The organism is Pseudomonas sp. BIOMIG1BAC (assembly GCF_001705995.2).
Lineage (GTDB): Bacteria > Pseudomonadota > Gammaproteobacteria > Pseudomonadales > Pseudomonadaceae > Aquipseudomonas > Aquipseudomonas sessilinigenes.
In genome coordinates, this window is record NZ_CP049045.1 from 4,482,313 (window position 1) to 4,501,680 (window position 19,368).

General features: G+C 67.1%; 4 protein-coding genes (1 of these 4 only partly in view). 1 reads left to right on the forward strand and 3 read right to left on the reverse strand.

What is annotated here, in order from left to right; genetic code table 11:
- Both ATY02_RS20835 and ATY02_RS20840 read right to left on the reverse strand, forming a co-directional pair.
- Positions 1-10,409, reverse strand: partial view of a non-ribosomal peptide synthetase gene (locus ATY02_RS20835; RefSeq protein WP_164823701.1) — the 5' portion only. Its footprint begins 2,689 nt before the window's first position; 10,409 of the gene's 13,098 nt are visible here — the first part of the coding sequence; the start codon lies at positions 10,407-10,409; the stop codon falls past the left edge of the window.
- 291 nt (positions 10,410-10,700) lie between these two features.
- Positions 10,701-17,078 (reverse strand): non-ribosomal peptide synthetase, encoded by a 6,378-nt coding sequence (locus ATY02_RS20840; RefSeq protein ID WP_068586371.1) that lies wholly within the window; start codon positions 17,076-17,078, stop codon positions 10,701-10,703.
- A gap of 604 nt (positions 17,079-17,682) precedes the next feature.
- On the opposite strand from ATY02_RS20840, the gene ATY02_RS20845 reads away from it, so the two are divergent.
- Positions 17,683-18,483, forward strand: a complete 801-nt coding sequence (locus ATY02_RS20845) for a helix-turn-helix transcriptional regulator (protein ID WP_068586368.1) — start codon at positions 17,683-17,685, stop codon at positions 18,481-18,483.
- Positions 18,484-18,617: 134 nt separating this feature from the next.
- Here ATY02_RS20845 and ATY02_RS20850 read toward each other — a convergent pair whose 3' ends face one another.
- Entirely contained in the window at positions 18,618-19,343 is a 726-nt protein-coding gene (locus ATY02_RS20850) for a GNAT family N-acetyltransferase (protein WP_068586362.1), read from the reverse strand.
- Positions 19,344-19,368: the final 25 nt, after the last annotated feature.

Here is a 19,368-nt window from a genome sequence, read left to right on the forward strand (position 1 = left end):
ACCTCCAGGGCGGTGTGGTCGAGGACGATGTGGTGGAACAACAGGATCGCCACCACGCCCTGGCGTACCGGGTCCTGGGCGAACACCAGGCGCAACAACGGCGCCCGGGTCAGGTCCAGGCGCCAATGGCGAGGATCGAAGCGCTGGTGCAACTGCTGCAGGATGTCGCCGTCGGCCGGATCCAGGTCGACTTCCTCAAGGGCCACCGGGGCCTCGCGCCAGACCACTTGCAGCGGTTGCTTGAGCCCCTCCCAGAGGATCGCCGTACGCAGGATATCGTGGCGCTCGCCGACCCGTTGCAGGGCCGCGGCGAAATCCTCCAGGCGCTGGCGACTGGCGAACGCCAGGTGCGACTGCAACAGGTAGGGATCGCCTTCGCGGGCACTCAGGTGGTGGTAGAGAATGCCTTCCTGCAAGGGCGCCAGCGGGTAGATGTCCTGCACATTGGCAGCACCACCAGGCACCGTGGCCAGCACCCGGTCGATAGCCTGCTGGTCCAGTTCGACCAGCGATAACAGCGACGGGGTGATGTGCTGGCAATCGGAGGGGATGCGGTTGTCCGGCACCGGTACTTCACGACTGCTCCCGGTCGTGGCCGCGAGGGCCGCCAGGGTCGGCTGCTCGAACAGCACCCGTACATCGGCCGCCAGCCCGGCCTGGCGCATGCGCTCCACCAGGGTCACCGCCAGCAGCGAATGCCCGCCCAGTTCGAAGAAATGATCGTGGCGCCCCACCTGCTCGACCTTGAGCAGCTCGCTCCAGATCCGCGCCAGGGCGATTTCCACCTCACCCTGGGGCGCTTCGAACTCGCGGCTGAGCCAGGCCCCCTGCCCCGGCTCCGGCAAGGCCCGGCGATCGAGCTTGCCGTTGGCAGTCAGCGGCAAGGCCGCAAGCACGACATAGGCCACTGGCACCATGTAGTCCGGCAGGTACCCTTGCAAATGATCGCGCAGGTCTTCGGCACTGGGCTCGCCAGTAGCAGGCGTGCAGGTGAAATAAGCCAGCAGGCGTCCTTCGCTCACCAGCACCAGGGCCTCCTTAAGGGCCGGGTGCTGGAGCAGCGCGGCTTCGATTTCCCCCGGCTCGATGCGCATACCCCGTACCTTGACCTGGTCGTCGTTGCGCCCCAGGTAGTCGAGGGTGCCGTCTTCGCGCCAGCGCGCCAGGTCGCCACTGCGGTACATGCGCGCGCCGGGCTCGGCACTGAACGGGTCGTCGAGGAAGCGCTCGGCGGTCAGTTCGGGGCGATTGAGGTAACCCCGGGCCACCCCGGCACCGCCCACGTACAGCTCGCCGGCGACACCGACCGGTACCGGTCGCAGCAACTCGTCCAGCAGGTAGATACGGGCGTTGGCCATGGGCCGGCCGATATGCAGCGCACCACCGGCCACAAGCGCGCCGGAAGTCGCCACCACCGTGGCTTCGGTGGGCCCATAGTTGTTGACCACAGTAAAGCCCGGGTCGCGAGCGAACTGGCGCAAGCGGTCACCGCCGATCAGCAGGGTACGCAGGGTTGGGTGCCGCAGTTGCTGGTTGAAGGCGTATTCAGCCACCGGTGTCGGCAGGAAGCTCACATCCAGCGGCTGGTCGCGCCACCAGGCCAGCAACCGCTCGATGTCCTGGGCCCCGATATCGGCCGGCGGCAGGTGCAGGGTCGCGCCACTGCACAGGGTCGGCCAGACCTCCCAGGCCATGGCGTCGAAGCCCAGGCCGGCGAGGCTGGAGGCATGCCGCCCGGGCCCCAGGTCGAAGGCCTGGCAATGCCAGTGCACCAGGTTCTCCAGGCTCTGGTGCTCGACCATCACGCCCTTGGGCTGGCCGGTGGAACCGGAGGTGTAGATCACATAGGCCAGGTGCGCCGGGGTCAGCCGCGGCACCTGCGGGGTGTCCGGGTCGCTGTCGCTCCAGACCTCGCGATCGAGGTCGAGCACCGGTACCCCAGGCACTGGCGACAGGCCGCCGGCCACCAGCAGCGCCCGGGGTGCGCTGTCCTGTACCAGGTAGGCGATGCGCTCGGCCGGATGGCTCGGGTCGATGGGCACATAGGCGGCCCCGGCCTTGAGCACCGCGAGCATCCCTTGCAACAGTTGGGGACCACGGGCCATGCACAAGGCCACCCGGTCATCGGGTTGCACGCCGAACGCCAAGAGTTTCCGGGCCAGCTGATTGGCCTGCTGGTCCAGCTGGCGATAGCTCAGGCGCAGCGGCCCCTGGACCAGCGCCACGGCGTCGGGCGCCGCCCGGACCCGGGTCTCGAACAGGCCATGCAGGGTCTGCCCACGCGGATGGGCGGCGGTGCTGGCATTGAAGTCCCGCAGCAGGCGCTCGCGCTCCGCCAGCGGCAACACCGACAGTTGCCCCAGCTCCAGCTCGGGGCTGTGTTCCAGGGCAGCGACCAGTTGCTCCAGGGCGCACGCCATGTAGCCACCCAGGCGCTGCGCACCGATCCTGGCCAGGGCCAGCACCGACAGGCTGAAACCGTCGCCGAGATCGTCGACGCTCAGGCTCAGTGGATAGTTGCTGCGTTCCTCGCCCCCCAGCAGCTCCACGCCCTGCCAGATGTCCTGCCCCGCAGCCGCCGCTGGCGGGGCGCTATGGCGGTAGTTGAGCAAGGCATTGAACAGTGGCGAGCCGCTGGCCACCGCGCTGCAACGCTGGGCCAGGGCCAGGGAGGCGTGCTCGTGGCCCAGCAACGCGCTGAGCCGGGCATGGGTCGCCCTGACGCCATCACGCACTCCCACCCCCTGGACATCCACCCGCAGCGGCAGGGTGTTGATGAACACCCCCAGCGCCCGGTCGGCACCCTCGCCGCCTTGCATACGTCCCATGAGCACGGTACCGAACACCACCTGGCGGCGATTGGCGACCTGCCCCAGCACCAGGGCCCAGGCCAGGTGCATCAAGGCGGCGGCGCTGACGCCCAGTTGCCGGGCCTGTTCGCGCAAGCGGCCAGCCAGGGCCGCTGGCAACGCCAGGTGGGCCTCGTCGATATCGTGGCCCTCGCCCTGCACATCCTCCACGGCGAACGCCAGGGTCGGCTCGTCGATGTCCGCGAGCATGTCCTGGAAGAACGCCTCGTGTTCTGCCTCTCCAGCCCCCAGGCGAGCCTGGGCCACGTAGTTGCGGTACGGCACCGGGGTGCCCAGGTGCTGGCCGCGATTGAACAGCAGCTCGTGCATTTCCTGGCCTATCACCTCCATGGCGGTGTGATCCAGGGCCAGGTGATGGAACAAGAGGATCGCCACCACCTGCCGGCGCACCGGATCGAAGGCGTGGACCATGCGGATCAACGGCGCCTGGGCCAGGTCCAGGCGCCAGTGGCGCGCATCGAAACGCTGGTGCAACTGCTCCAGGACATCACCCTCGGCAGGGTCCAGGTGCTGCTCCAGCACCTGCAGCCGAGCCTCGCGCCAGACCACCTGGACCGGTTGCGGCAACCCCTGCCAGAGCACGGCGGTGCGCAGGATGTCATGGCGCGCGATGACCTGCTGCAAGCCGCTGGCGAAGCGCTGCAAACGCTCCAGGCTGTCGAAGGCCATCCGCGACTGCAGCAGGTAGGGGTCGCCCTGCCCGGCACTCAGGTGGTGATAGAGAATGCCCTCCTGCAAGGGGGCCAGGGGATAGATGTCCTGGACGTTGGCGACGCCCCCCGGCACCTGGGCCACGATCCGGTCGATGGCCGGCTGGTCCAGCTCGATCAGCGGCAGCAGGTCCGGGGTGATGCGCTGGCAATCGGCGGCAATGCGATTGGCCGGCACCTGCACCTCGCGGCTGGTGCCCACCGCCCCCGCCAGGGCAGCCAGGGTCGGCTGGCTGAACAACACCCGCACATCGGCCCCCAGGCCAATCTGGCGCATGCGCTCGATAAGGCTCACGGCCAACAGCGAATGCCCACCCAATTCGAAGAAATGGTCATGGCGCCCCACTCGTTCGACCTTGAGCAGGTCGCTCCAGATTCGTGCCAGGGCGATTTCCACGTCGCCCTGGGGCGCCACGAATTCACGTCCGGGCATGGCCGTCGCCGGTGGCGCGGGCAAGGCCTTGCGATCCAGTTTGCCGTTGGCCGTCAACGGCCAGGTGTCCAGCCGCACATAGGCCAGTGGCACCATGTACTCGGGCAGTTGTTGCAGCAAGGTGGCGCGCAGGCTCTGGGCAGACACTGACGGGGCATCCTGCTGGACCCGGTAGTAGGCCACCAGGCGCTGCTCGCCCGGTTCGTCCTCGCGCACCAGGATCACACCGTCCTTGACCCCCGGGCAGGCCAGCAAGCGCGCCTCGATTTCCCCAGGCTCGATGCGCAAGCCGCGGATCTTCACCTGGTCGTCGCTGCGCCCCAGGTATTCCAGCAGGCCATTATCCAGCCAGCGGCCGATGTCCCCGGTACGGTACAACAACGCACCGGAACGCTCGCCGAAGGGGTCGTCGATGAACTTCTGGGCATTGAGTTCGGGGCGATTGAGGTAACCCAGGGCCACGCCGTCGCCACCGATCACGATCTCGCCCGCCACGCCGATGGGCAACGGCTGCTGGCGGGTATCCAGGATGTACACCTGGGTGTTGGACAAGGGTCGGCCGATGGGCAGGCTGTCGGCATCCGCTGGTAATTCCCACGGCTCGTGGGTGACCGCGAAGGTGGTGGTTTCCGTCGGCCCGTAGCCATTGACCAGGCGCAATCCCGGGGCCTGGGCCTGCATCCGCCTGAACGCCGTGGCATCGGCCCGCTCGCCACCACACAGGAGCATGCGCAGCCCCTTCAGGGCCTGGGGAATCAGTTGCACGTACTGGTTGAACAGGCTGGTGGTGAGGAACAGCATCGTCACGCCAGATGCTTGCAACAGCTGGGCGAACGCCGGTGGATCGAGCAGGGTCTGGTGGTCCACCACCACGACCCGGCCACCGTTGAGCAAAGGTCCCCAGACGTCCAGGGTGCTGGCGTCGAACGCCGGGTTGGAGGCGAACGCCACCCGATCACCGGTGTTGAAGTCGGCATAGCCGTTGTTGATCACCAATCGGGTGATGGCCCGGTGCGGCACCAAGACGCCCTTGGGTTCGCCGGTGGAACCGGAGGTGTACATGATGTACGCCACCGCTTCGCTGGACAGCTGCAGATCCGGATTGTGCGTGGGCGTCCCCTGCAACGACAGCCGATCCAGCTCCAGGCGCGGCACCGGCACATCCAGTAGCTGGTCGCTGCGGGTCAACAGCATCACGCTCTGGCTGTCCTGGACCATGAACGCCTGGCGCGAGGCTGGGGCATTGCCGTCCAGCGGTACGTAGGCCACACCGCATTTACTGGCCGCCAGCTGGCCCACCAGCAGGTCGATGGAACGCGGCAGCAAGAGGGCCAGATGAGCCCCTGGCTTCACGCCAAGGCTTAGCAAGTGGTGAGCCAGCTGGTTGGCCCGAGCGTTGAGCTGGGCATAGCTGAGCACCTCCTGGCCATGCACCGCCGCGACCTGTTGCGGGCGCTCCAGGACCTGCTCCTCGAAACGCTGGTGCAAGGCCTGCTGGCGCGGGTAGTCGCGGGTCGTGGCGTTGAAGTCCACCAGGATCTGGCGCCGCTCGGCCTGGGGCAGCACCGGGATCTCCCCCAGTGCCAGGGCCGGTGACTGCTCCAGGGCCTGCCCCAGGTGCTCCAGGGCACAGGCCAGGTAATCGCAGACCCGGGCCCCGTCTACCTGGGCCACGGCCTGCACGGTCAGGCGCAGGCCCTCGGCGTCATCGTCGACATTGACCACCAGTGGATAGTTGCTGCGCTCCTGGGAGTCGAGTACCCGAATGCCCTCCCAGATCGCCAGCGCCTGTTCGTGATCGGTCGACCGAGCGCTGTGGCGATAGTTGAGCAGGCTGTTGAACAGTGGCAGCGCCGCCGGTACGCCACTGCAGCGCTGGGCCAGGGCCAGGGACGCATGCTCGTGGCCAAGCAACTGCGACAACCGCGCGTGGGTGTCGCGCAGGGCCTGCTCTACCCCCTGCCCGCCCAGGCTGACCCGCAGCGGCAGGGTGTTGATGAACATGCCCAGGGCCCGGTCCGCCCCCGCACCGCCCTGCATGCGCCCCAGCAGCACGGTGCCGAACACCACTTCATCACGACCGGACAACTGCCCCAGCACCCGGCCCCAGGCCAGGTGCACCAGGCTGGCGACACTGACGCCCAGGGCCCGGGCCCGTTCGCGCAGGCGCCGGCACAGCAGCGGATCGAGCCTGAGCTGGCGCTCCTGGATACCCTGCCCGTCACGGTTGACGTCCTGCAGGCCGAACGCCAGGGTCGGCTCGTCGATGTCCCCCAGCAGGTCGTGGAAGAACTCTTGGTGCTGCGCTTCGTCCAGCCCCAGACGAGCCTGGGCCACATAGTTGCGATAAGGCGTAGCGGGCGGCAACTGGGTGGCACGCCCTTGCAGCACGGCGCTGATTTCCTCCACCAGCACTTCCAGGGACGTATGATCCAGGGCCAGGTGATGGAACAGCAGCATGCCCAGCCAGCGCGCCTGTCCCGGGTCCTGGGCGCAGACCAGGCGCATGAGCGGCGCACACCCCAGGTCCAGGCGGTAGTGGCGGGGATCGAAGCGCGCCTGCAATTGCTTCAGGGTACTGCCCTTGGCCGGTTCTACCGACAGCACCTGCACGGCCAGCGGAGCCTGGCGCCAGACCACTTGCACAGCCTCGTCCAGGCCCTCCCAGACCAGGCTGGTGCGCAAGATGTCGTGACGCTGGATCACCTGGTCCATGGCCTGGATGAAGGTCTCCAGGCTCGACTCGTCGGCGAACTCGAATTGCACCTGCAACAGGTAGGGGTCGCCTTGGGTGCTGCTCAGGTGGTGATACAGGATGCCCGCCTGCAGGGGCGCCACCGCATAGATGTCCTGGACATTGGCCGTACCGCCTGGAACCGTGGCCACCACCCGGTCGATGGCGGCCTGGTCCAGGTCGGCCAACGGCAACAGATCGGGAGTGATGCGCGGGCAGTCAGGGGCAATCAGATTGGCCGGCACCGATACCTCATGGCCGGCTCCCACGGCCGCAGCCAGGGCGGCCAGGGTCGGCTGGCCAAACAGCACCCGCACATCGGCGCACAAGTCCACCTGGCGCATGCGCTCCATCAGCTTCACGGCCAGCAGCGAATGCCCGCCCAGCTCGAAGAAGTTGTCCTGGCGGCCGACCTGGGGCAGTTGTAGCAACTCCTGCCAGATACGCGCAATGCTCTGCTCCACGTCGCCTTGCGGCGCCTCGTAGTCGCGCCGGGCCACGGCCTGGCTGTCCGGTGCCGGCAGGGCCTTGCGATCGAGCTTGCCGTTGGTGGTCAGGGGCAGGCTGTCCAGCAGCACGAAGGCACTGGGCAACATGTAGTCGGCCAAGTGCTGGCGCAGTTGCTCACGCAGTTGCGTGGCATTGGGCTGCTCGCCCGGCTGGGCGATGAAATAGGCCACCAGGCGCTTGTCTGCGTGGACGTCCTCGCGCGCCACCACGACCGCTTCGCGCACGCCGGCACAGGCTGCCAGGCGCGCTTCGATTTCCCCCAGCTCGATGCGAAAACCGCGAATCTTCACCTGGTCGTCATTGCGCCCCAGGTATTCCAGGCTGCCGTCCGTGCGCCAGCGGGCCAGGTCGCCGGTCTTGTACAGCCGGGCCCCGGCGCGAGCGCTGAACGGGTCGTCGATGAAGCGTTCGGCCGTGAGCTGGTCACGGTTCAGATACCCCCGCGCCACCCCGGCGCCCCCCACGTACAGCTCCCCGACGACACCGACGGGCAATGGCTCGCGCCGGGCATCGAGGACATACAGTTGCAGGTCGGGAATACGCCGGCCGATGGGGCTGATGCCCACCAGTTGCGCATCGGCGGCCTGCAGCGGCCGGTAGGTCACGTGGACGGTGGTCTCGGTGATGCCGTACATGTTCACCAGTTGGGTACCGACGTTGCCGACCCGGGCATACCAGGGCTTGAGCATCCCCGGTTCCAGGGCCTCGCCGCCGAAGATCACCTGGCGCAGCGAATGCTTGAGGGCACTGCGGCCCTGGGCCGCAATCAGCGAGCGGAAGGCACTGGGGGTCTGGTTGAGAATGCTCACCGACGCCTCACAGAGCAGCGCATAGCAGGCATCCGGCGAGCGGCTGACGGCCTGGGGCACCACCAGCAACTGACCGCCATGGACCAGGGCACCCCAGATTTCCCACACCGAGAAGTCGAAGGCAAAGGAATGGAACAACGCCCAGACATCGCGCCAGTTGAAATCGAACCAGTCACGGGTGGCGGCAAACAGCCGGGCCACGTTGCGATGCTCCACCATCACGCCCTTGGGCAGGCCGGTAGAGCCGGAGGTGTAGATCACATAGGCCAGGTGGGTGGCGTTGAGCCCCGCGACCTCGGGGTTGTCCAGGGCTTCGTGGGCCAGGCTGCGGCTGTCGAGATCGATCAGCGGCACCCGCAGGTCGGCCACCAGGGCCTGGGTATCGGCCTGTACCAGCAACGCCACCGGGGCACTGTCCTGCAAGGTGTAGGCGATACGTTCGCGCGGATAAGCCGGGTCGATGGGCACGTAGGCGCCACCGGCCTTGAGGATCCCCAGGAGGCCAATGATCATTTCCAGCCCGCGCTCGACACAGATCGCCACGCGCTGGTCAGGGCGCACCCCAAGGGCCAGCAAACGGTGGGCGACCTGGTTGGCGCGCTGGTTGAGCTGGCCGTAGCTCAGGCGCTGCCCCTGGAAGATCAGCGCCGGGGCCTCGGGCTGGACCCGCGCCTGGGCTTCGACCTGCTGGTGGATCAGTACGGTGTCCGGGTAATGCCCCGGGGGCGTGTTGAGGCCATGCAACAGGTAATGACGCTCGCTGGCCGGTAGCATTTCCAGGCTGTGCACCGCCGCCTCTGGCGTGGTCTGCAGGGCCAGCGCCAGACTTTCCAGCACCCCCAGCAGGTAGCCGGTGATGCGAACGGCACCGATGCGGGCGTCCACCAAGGCGATGATGCGCAGGTCCTCGCCCAGGTCGTCGACGTTGATGGTCAACGGATAGTTGGTGCGCTCCTGTGCTCCCAGAACCTGGATACCCGGCACCACTTCCTGGGTCTGCGCACCATCGTCGGCATGGCTGTGGCGATAGTTGAGCATGGCGCTGAACAACGGAGTCGGCGCCTGCACGCCGCTGCAACGCTGGGCCTGGGCCAGGGAGGCATGCTCATGGCCCAGCAGGTCGGTCAGGCGCCGATGGGTGGCCAGCACCCCGGCTCGTACGCCCTGGGCCCCGACATCCACTCGCAGCGGCAAGGTGTTGATGAACATGCCCAAGGCCCGCTCGCCCCCCGCGCCGGCCTCCATGCGCCCCAGCAGCACGGTGCCGAAAACCACCGCCTCGCGCCCCGAGACCTGGCCCAGGACCCGCGCCAGGGCCAGGTGCAACAGGCTGGCCACGCTCACCCCCAACTGCCGGGCCTGGCTGCGCAGGCGCTGGCTCAGGTTCGGATCGAGGGTCGCCCGGTGTTCTTCGATGCGCCGCCCAGCGCCCTGGACGTCGCCCAGGCCGAACGGCAGGGTCGGCTCGTCGATATCACCGAGCATCTCGCGGAAAAAGGCGTCGTGCTGCCCCTGCTCCTGGGCGAGCCGGGCCTGGGCCAGATGGTTGCGAAACGGTACCGGCGCCGGCAGCCGGTCGCTGTGCCCCAGCAGCCAGGCGCGGATTTCCTGGCGCACCACATCCAGCGCGGCGTGGTCCAGGGCCATGTGGTGGAACAGCAGCAAGGCCACCTGGCGCCGGTTGGCCGGGTCCCGGGCATGGACCAGGCGCAGCAGCGGCGCCTGGCGCAGGTCCAGGCGCAAGTGCCGGGCATCGTAACGGGCCTGCAACTGCTCCAGGACATCACCCTCGGCAGGGTCCAGCGCGATCTCCTCGCACACCAGCGGCGCGTGGCGCCAGACCACTTGCAACGGCTCATCGAGGCTTTCCCAGGCGATGGCGGTCCGCAGGATGTCATGCCGCTCGATGACCCATTGCAAGGCCGCGGTGAAGTCCCGGAGCAGGCCCTCGCTGGCGAAGGCGAAGCGTGCCTGCAACACATAAGGATCGCCCGCAGCCGCCGATAGATGGTGATACAGCATGCCTTCCTGCAACGGTGCCAGGGGGTAGATGTCCTGGACATTGGCCGCCCCACCCGGTACCCCGGCGACGATGCGCTCGATGGCCGGTGGGTCCAGGCGCACCAGCGGCAGCATGTCCGGAGTGATCTTGAAGGCCGGGCTCAGCCAGTCGCCGCCCTGCTGGTCCAACAGTTCCAGAATTCGCGCCTTGTGCTCCACCAGGCTGTCCCAGAGCGTATCGTCCAGGGCCTCGTCGTCGCCCTGGACCAACAGGTCCTGGTCTTCGCGCTGCAGGCGGATCGCGAGAGTGGAAAGAGCTGCCATCAATTCACTGAGCTGCATGGGGAACCTGCCTGAGAATTCGGAAACGGTTGAAGAGAACGGTCCATGTTTCAGATGCAACGTTTCAGATGCGGCCAGGTGCCCGAACATCGAGCGGCCATGGCTCCCGGAGTATCCGTGGGCCATCGACCGCCAGGGTCTGGCGCCGCCTGGAAACGCTAAAACATCCCCTGGCGGGGAACTGACATAGGAAGTTGGGACACTGCCCGGGCCCTGTCCCCAAAGTCACTGCGACCCGCGCCGGCTCAAGGCCGGCGCGGGAAACCATGACCGACAAGGGTCATTGCAGGCTCAGAGGCGCCGCTGGCGCTTGAGCTGGGGAATGGTGGTGGCGGGGATGTCCACACTTCGCGAATGACTGCGGGTATTGGCTGCCAGCGCCGCCAGGGTGGGCTGGCTGAACAGCAGCCGTGCATCGGCGTGCAGCCCCTCCTGGCGCATGCGCGCCACTAGACTGACCGCCAGCAGGGAATGCCCGCCCAGCTCGAAGAAATGGTCATGGCGCCCTACCCGCTCGACTTGCAGGACCTCGGCCCACAGCCGCGCCAGGGTGGTTTCCGGCTCTCCCACCGGCGCCTCGAAGGCCCGTGCCAGCACCGCCTCGGCCCCAGGTTCGGGCAGGGCCTTGCGGTCCAGCTTGCCGTTGCTGCTCAAGGGCAGCTCGGCAAGCAGTACATAGGCCGCCGGCACCATGTACTCCGGCAGGCGCTCCAGCACATGGGCCCGCAAGCCTTCCACGCCGGGTGCACTCGCCCCCGGGTGCAGGCTGTAGTAGGCCACCAGGCGCTCACTACGCATCAACACCGCCACCTCGCGCACTGCCGGATGGCTGGCCAGCCGCGCCTCGATTTCCCCCGGCTCCAGGCGCAAGCCACGCAACTTGATCTGGAAGTCGTTGCGCCCCAGGAACTCCAGGTTGCCGTCGTCGCCGTAGCGCACCAGGTCGCCCGTGCGGTACAGCCGGTCGCCCGCGACGAAGGGGCTGTCGATAAAACGCTCGGCCTGCAACTGCGCCAACCCCAGGTAGCCACGGGCGACCCCGACGCCACCGATGTGCAACTGGCCACTGACACCCCGTGGTACGGGCTGGTCATGGGCATCGAGCACGTACAGCCGGGTGTTGGTAATCGCTCGGCCGATGGGCAATTGCACTGCCGGAATCGCTGCCCCCGGCTCCAGGGTCCAGGCGGTACTGTCCACCGTGGCCTCGGTGGGGCCATAGACATTGTGCAGCCGCGCCCTGGGCAGGCGCTGGCGGAACAGGCGGGCGATCGCCTCGGTCAGCTCGCCACCGCCGCAGAACACATCGGTGAGGCTCTGGCACTGGCCCGACTCTTCCAACTGCAGGAACTGCAACAGCATGGCCGGGACGAACTTGACCATCGTCACCTGCTGCTCCACCACCAGCTGTGCCAGGTAGGTCGGCTCACGCTGGCCGCCAGGTCGTGCCAACAGCAAGCGCATGCCGGTGACCAGTGGCCAGAACAGCTCCCAGACCGAACCATCGAAGCTGAACGGAGCCTTTTGCAGCAAGGTGCCGCCGCCGGACTGCGGGCACAACTGCGAGCCCCAGTGCATCAGGTTACCCAGGCCACGGTGCTCCACCATCACCCCCTTGGGCGTTCCGGTGGAGCCGGAGGTGTAGATCACATAGGCCAGGTGCGAGACGTTCAGTCCCGGTACCTGCGGGTCATGGCCGGGCTGGTGGTGCCAGGCCGCATGGTCGAAGTCCAGTAGCGCCAGGCCCGGGCCTTGCAGCAGATGCCGGGTCGACTGCTGTACCAGCAGCACCCGTGGCTGGCTATCCTGGACCAGGAAACGCAGGCGCTCGGCCGGATAGTCCGGGTCCAGCGGCACATAGGCCCCGCCGGCCTTGAGAATCCCCAACAAGCCCACCAGCAGTTGCGGACCGCGCTCGACACAGAGCCCGACCCGGACATCCGGCCCGACACCCAGTTCGCGCAGGTGATGGGCGAGCTGGTTGGCTTCATGGTTGAGCTGTGCATAGCTCAGGCACTGCTCGCCGGCTTGCAGCGCAATGGCCTGGGGAGTGCGCCGCACCTGGGCCTCGAACAAGGCGTGCAGGGTCGACTCGCGCGGGTAGTCGGACTCGGTGGCGTTGTACTCCAGCAGCAGTTGCGCCGCCTCTGCCGGCGGCAGGATCGACAAGCTGTGCAGCGGCGTCTGCGGGGCCTGCGCCAAGGCCTGCAACAGCCCCTCCAGGGCGCAGACCAGGTAATCCAGGACCCGCTGGGCGCCGATCTGTCGCGGAGCCCGGACACCCAGGCGAAAGCCCGGCTCCAGGTCATCCACCGCCAGCATCAGCGGGTAGCTGACCACTTCCTCGCAGCTCAGCAGCTCCACCCCTGGCAGATCCTGCAGCAGTGCCTGGGCGTCGGCACCGACGTTATGCCGATAGTTGAGCAAGGCATTGAACAGTGGCGTCGGCGGCGCCACCGCGCTGCAGCGCTGGGCCAGGGACAACGGCGCCTGTTCGTGGGCCAGCAAGGCACTGAGGCGTGCCTGGACCTGGCGCAGGCCGTCGGCGACCCCGAGCCCTGCCAGCTCCAGGCGCAGCGGCAAGGTGTTGATGAACATGCCCAGGGCCCGATCAGCGCCGGCGCCGGCTTGCAGCCGCCCCAACAGTACCGTCCCGAACAACACATCGTCGCGACCGCTGCTGCGCCCCAGCACCAGGGCCCAGGCCAGGTGGAACAGGCTGGCAGCGCTGACGCCCTGTCGGCGCACCGCGCTCCTGAGGCGCCGGGCCAGATCTTCATCCAGCAAGTGCCGGACCTCATCCGGGGCCGACTGCTCGCCAGGACGCTCCTTGAGCTCGAAGGCCAAGGTCGGCGCGTCCACCGCTGCCAGGCCCTGGCGGAAAAACGCCGCGTGTTCCTGCTGTTGCAAGCCGGTACGCGCCACGTACTCCCGATAGGCGAAAGGCGCGGCCAGTTGCCCTTGGTGCCCGGCCATATGGGCACCGATCTCGGTCATCAGCGTCACCGTGGAGGTGGCATCGTTGACCAGGTGATGAAAACGCAGCATCGCCACCCAGCGCTGGTTCTGCCGGTCTTCGGCCCAGGCCAGGGCCAGCATCGGCGCCTGGCGAATATCCAGCGGCCGATGCCGCGGATCGAAATGCTCGATCAGTTGCTCGGCCACCGCGATCCCCCCAGGCTGGGGCTGCAATTCCTGCACCGTCAGCCGGGCCTCGCGCCAGACCACTTGCACCGCCGGTTCGACCACCTCCCAGACCAGGCTGGTCCGCAGGATGTCATGCCGCTGGATCACCGCCTGCAAGGCTTGGGCGAAGGCTTCCAGGTCTTCGCGGCGGGCAAAGGCGAACAAGGCGTGTTGCTGGTACGGATCGCGTGCGGCAAACGTCATGTGGTGATACAGCAGGCCCGCCTGCAAGGGCGCCAGCGGGTAGATCTCCTGCACATTGGCGGACCCGCCAGGAACCGTGGCCACCACCCGGTCGATGCTGTCCTGGTCCAGGTCCAGCAGGCTGAGCATGGACGGCGTGATGCGCTGGCATCCCGAAGGCACGCGGTTGGCCGGGACCTGCCAGGCCGGCCGGTCATCCACCGCGGCGGCGAGGCTGGCCAGGGTCGGCTGGCCGAACAGTACCTGCACATCGGCATGCAGGCCCTCCTGGCCCATGCGCTGGATCAGCTGCAAGGCCAGCAGGGAGTGCCCGCCCAACTCGAAGAAATGGTCATGGCGCCCGACTTGCGGCACGTGCAGCACCTCGCTCCAGAGCCGGGCCAGGGTGGTTTCCAGCGGCCCGCAGGGGGCCTCGTACTCGCGGCTGATCAGCGCTTGCGGGCCCGGGGCCGGCAACGCCTGGCGATCCAGCTTGCCATTGGCGGTCAGCGGCAAGGCCTCGAGCTGCACATACGCCATGGGCACCATGTAGTCCGGCAAGTGCTGGAGCAGGTACTCGCGCAACTGGCCGATGGCTACCGGCTCGCGGGCGGTGAACCAGGCCACCAGTTGACCGTCGCGGGCCTGGACCACGGCCTCCTGCAGAAGCGGATGGCAGCCCAGGCAGGTCTCGATTTCCCCCAGTTCGATGCGCAGGCCACGGATCTTCACCTGATCGTCGTTGCGGCCCAGGTACTCCAGGGTGCCGTCCTGTTGCCAGCGAGCCAGGTCACCGGTGCGATACATGCGGGCACCGGGCTGGTCGCTGAATGGATCGTCGAGGAAGCGCTCGGCGGTCAGTTGGGGCCGGTTGAGGTAACCGCGGGCCACGCCTGCGCCACCGACATACAGCTCGCCAGGCACGCCAATGGGCAACGGTTGCTGCTGCTCGTCCAGGAGGTAGATGCGGGCATTGGCGATCGGTCGCCCGATATGCAAGGGCGCGTCGACCTCGATCACCCCGGAAGTGGCCACCACCGTGGCCTCGGTCGGACCGTAGTTGTTCACCAGGACAAAGCCCTGTTCACCTGGCGCCTGGCGCAGGCGATCGCCACCCACCAGCAAGGTGCGCAGGGTTGGGTGGCCGGACTGCTGGCTGAAGGCGTACTCGGCGACCGGGGTCGGCAGGAAGCTCAGGTCCAGGGGCTGGGTACGCCACCAGGCGAGCAAGGCGTCCAGGTTTTCCGGCCCCTCGCTGACCGGGGCCAGGTGCAGGGTCGCCCCGGCACACAGGGTCGGCCAGACCTCCCAGGCCATGGCATCGAAACCAAAGCCGGCCAGGCAGGACGCCTGGCTGCCTGGCCGCAGGTCGAAGGCCTGGCAGTGCCAGTCCACCAGTCCGGACAGGCTCCGGTGCTCCACCAGTACGCCCTTGGGCAGGCCGGTGGAACCGGAGGTGTAGATCACGTAGGCCAGGTGCTGCGGGGTCAATCCGGGAACCTGCAGATTACGGGGGCTGCCCTGGCGCCACTGTTCGCTGTCCACGCTCAGAACCGGCACCGACAGGGGCGGCAACCCTTCCGCCAGGCTTCCCTGGGTAAGCACCGCCACCGGCGCACAGTCCTCCAACAGGTAGGCCAGGCGCTCGGCCGGATGAGCCGGATCGATGGGCACATAACCGGCCCCCGTTTTGAGGATCGCCAGCAGGCCCACCAGCGTCTCGGGGCTACGTCGGGCGACCATGGCGACCCGGTCGTCCGGGCTTACGCCCAATGTCAGCAGGTGCCGGGCCAGGGTATTGGCCCGCTGGTTGAGCTGGGCATAGCTCAGGGTCCGTCCCTGGGCCACCAGGGCGATGGCTTCGGGGGTATGCTCGGCCCAGGCTTCAATGCGCGCATGGATGAGGCGTTCGGCGCTCGACGCTCGGTCGGTGGCGTTCCACTGCTGCAGCCGCGCACGCTCGCCATCGGTCAGCAATGAGAAACGCCGTATGGGCAGCGCCACGTCCTCCAGCCCCTGCTGCAGTACATGCAGCAGGTGGGCGGACAGCGCCTGGATGTCTTCGTCCCGGAAGTAGCTGCGATCGTAGACGAAGTGCATCCAGGCACTGTCCTCGAAACGGTTGCTGCGCAGGTGGATGGCCAGCGGCGCCGGCTCATGGTGGTTGGAAACCTTGACCGAGGAAGCCCCGGCTTCGCCGTAGTGGTAGTCGAGGTTTTCCACTTCATAGGACAGCGACAGCTCGAACAGCTGGGTGCGATCCTCGCGCAGCAGTCCCAACGCCCGGTTGAGTTCGCTCAAGGGGAAACGCTGGTGGCGAAAATCCTGCTTGAGCCTGTCGCGCACCGCCATCACCAACCCCTGGAAGGTCAGCTCGCCAGGAAAATCCATGCGTACCGCACTGACCTGGGTAAAGGAACCCAGGGTGGCCTTGAAGGCCGCGTTGGGCCGGTTGAGTACAGGCATGCCCAACACCCATTCGGCACGCTGGCCAACCCGGGTGAAGTACACATGCAGCGCCGCCAGCAGCACATGGAATGCCGACCCGCCCAGTTCCTGGCCCAGGCTCTTCATCCGCTCATGCAGGACGGCCGGGAAGGCTTGCACCAGGGACTCCCCAGGAGGGGCGTCGGGAGATGGCCGGTAACGCGTGCGCAACAGGGGCTCGGGCAAGGTGCGATACAGGTCCAGCCAATAGTCGCGGTCGCGCTGATAGCGGCTGGACTGGCGATAGCGGGCATCGTCCTCGATGAAGTCACTGAAGCACGGGGCCGTGGCCTCGGGCTCTTCGCCGCGCAACAGGGCACCGTAGACCTCGCCCAGGGCCTGGGAGAGCTGGGCAAAGCCCCAGCCATCGAGGATCAGGTGATGGGCCTCGACTTCCACCAGGTGGTGCTCGGGGCCCAGGCGCAGCAGCGAGAAACGGCACAGGCGCTGCCCTTCCAGGGGAAAGGCCTGTTGCATTTGTCGCTGGACATGCTGGCGGGCGACAGCCAGCGGGTCGGTTTCGTCGCTGAAGTCGTGAAAGGCCAGCTCCACCGACCAATGGCGGTCGAAGTACTGCAGGGGCAGGCCGTCCTGGCTGCCTTCGAGGGAGAGCACGGTGCGCAGCACGTCATGCCGGGCCACCACCAGCTCCACGGTGCGCTGCATCAACTCGGGGCGAAACGGGCCTCGCAGCTCGGCATACCCGCCGATGTTGTACAACGGCGAGTCGCCACGACTGAGCTGGTCGAGCCAGATATCGCGTTGCCCGGCGGTCAACGGCAGGCCCGTGGCCTGTAGTGGGCTGGCGTTCATGAATGCCCCCGGGCCGCTCTCGCAACCGACGATTGGCGCAGGGAAACGAGAGTGGCAGGTGCGACGAAGTCGCCCACGGCTATGGCAGCAAAAAGCGTCATAAGATCCTTCTCATGTGATGGCCTGGGCACTGATGTCCGCGGATTTAAGCACCGGCCCCAGGGCCTGTATGTCACCCGAAACCCGGACGGTCCGGGGGCCCGCCTAGGCTGTGGAGCGGCTGTTGGCCGGGCGATGCCGGGAGCAAGGAAGTGATCAGCGGATCGGCTGAATTAGCTGTAGGAAATTGACCATCCGTACACGAGGCAGTTGACTCGAAAGTCGACTTCCGACCCCTTGGCCAAACAGCCCGTTCAGGCACTTGCACAGGGGCGCAAGCAAACGCCCACGGGCCCGCCAGGCCGATTCGCGCGATCGTGGACGCGGCGTTGCAGAGCACCGGGCAGGCTTTTTTTGTCCCAGTTTACCCCTACAGACGCCAAGCAAATTCTTAGGCTTAAATCAGATTCGTCTGACCGGATCAGGTTCATGGAGAACCTGTTGCGGTGTGCCGTCGCAACAAGGCTTCGATCAGCGATTTGCCTTGATCAAGGATGATAGGGATATGAGTCTGAGCAGCAACCTCGCGAACATGCAAACCCCACACTTCTACCTGGAACTGGGACAGTTGATCTCCAGCACCGGCCATGGGCAGTTCGCCGCCAACATGCTCGAACTGGTGAACAAGCTGGTCTCGGTGAGCCAACTGTTGCTCAGCGAGTGGACCCTCGACGAAAACCTCGGTTGCTCCCGGGAGATCGCCCTGCTGGGGCGCGCCGGCTTGCAGGAAGAGCTGCCACTGCCCGAGCCACCGCGACGCCATGACCCACTGCTGCACAAGATGCTGGAAATGGACGATTCGCTGCTGATCCAGATCAACATCCAGCCCCATGACCGGCAATCGCGCAATCTCCCCCACCAGTGCCACCTGGTCTCGCGCAAGGCCAACCGCCGCTGTGTCATCGCCTTCTATCGCGAGTCGGCCCAGGGCGCCTTTTCCCTGGCCGAGCTGTCGTTTCTCAAGAGCCTGTCCACAACCCTGCTGCCACTGCTGGAGCGCCATGCCCAACAGTATCGGCAACAAGCCCTGAAGAGCCTGCGCAACTGGAGCACGCGGCCGGTGGCCAATCAGGACCAGTCCCCGTTGCAGCGGGAGTTCGACGAGCGCCTGTCGCTGGGCGACATCACACTCTCGGCCCGGGAAAAGGAAGTCTGCCTGGGGTTGCTGACCGGCGGCACGGTGCCGGAGATGGCCCAGCGCCTGAGCGTCAAGAACAGCTCGATCGAGACCTACCTCAAGCGTGCCGCCGCCAAGCTGGGGGTCAGTGGCCGCCACGGCCTGGCCAAGTGGATGGTCGGCGCCTGATCCTGCCTCCCCTACCCTGATGCGGGTCACCCGGGTGTTTTGGCCGGGCCCGCGTCAATGTTGGCCGTCCAGGTTCAGGAAACACCCCTGAGAATGCGCCCAGCCGGGCCCGCCACGGCAAGAGCGCCGAGGCTTCAGACCTCGCAGTCCGCAGAAACCGCCCACCACTGGCCGAACAGCGCCAGCCCGGCAGCCCGGGCCAGCGCCACCGAGGCCAGGTTGTCGGTCTGGCAGCGGTACTGCGGCTCCTGGCCCTGCTCCAGGGCATGTCGGCAGATGGCCCGCACCAGCCTGCGCGCATGGCCACGGCCGCGAAACGGCTCCAGGGTCAGGACCCCGAGATCGGCCAGCCTCGACTCGTCCCAGGGATACAGGCTGGCCGCCGCCACCAACCGCCCTTCGTCGAACGCCCCGAATACCGCCCAGTGGTCCAGCTCGACGTAGGCATTGTCCAGGTCCTCTTCGCTGGCACTGGACTGGAAGCCAGTGAAGGCCTGCTCATCGCTGGCCGATAGCGCCCGGGTATCGCCCAGGGCATCGTCGCCAAGCAACTCGGCCTGGCACTGGCGAGGGAAATAGAACACATGGTCGGCGCCATTGAAGGTGATGCCGGCCCGCGCCACCCGGGCCAGAAACTCGGCCTCGGTGGCTACCGGGGCCTCGGACAACCCCATGATCTGCGCCATGGCCGGGGCCAGTACCGCCTGGCTGCCGCCGGGGGTCTGGAGCAGCATCAGGCGTGACTCGTCCTCCAGTTCGGGATTGAGTCGCACACTGAAACCGCCGTTGCCCTGCAAGCCTTCCGGGCAGCAGAACTGTGATTGCCAATAGTCTTGAACAGTCGCTGAAAACCAGGTCATGAGGGTCATCCACAAAGTTGTCGTT

What these genes read in the sequence shown, in the direction of transcription:
- ATY02_RS20845 (WP_068586368.1), top strand. Translation starts at nt 17,683, where the DNA reads ATGAGTCTGAGCAGCAACCTCGCGAACATGCAAACCCCACACTTCTAC.
- ATY02_RS20850 (WP_068586362.1), bottom strand. Translation starts at nt 19,343, where the DNA reads ATGACCTGGTTTTCAGCGACTGTTCAAGACTATTGGCAATCACAGTTC.
- ATY02_RS20840 (WP_068586371.1), bottom strand. Translation starts at nt 17,078, where the DNA reads ATGAACGCCAGCCCACTACAGGCCACGGGCCTGCCGTTGACCGCCGGG.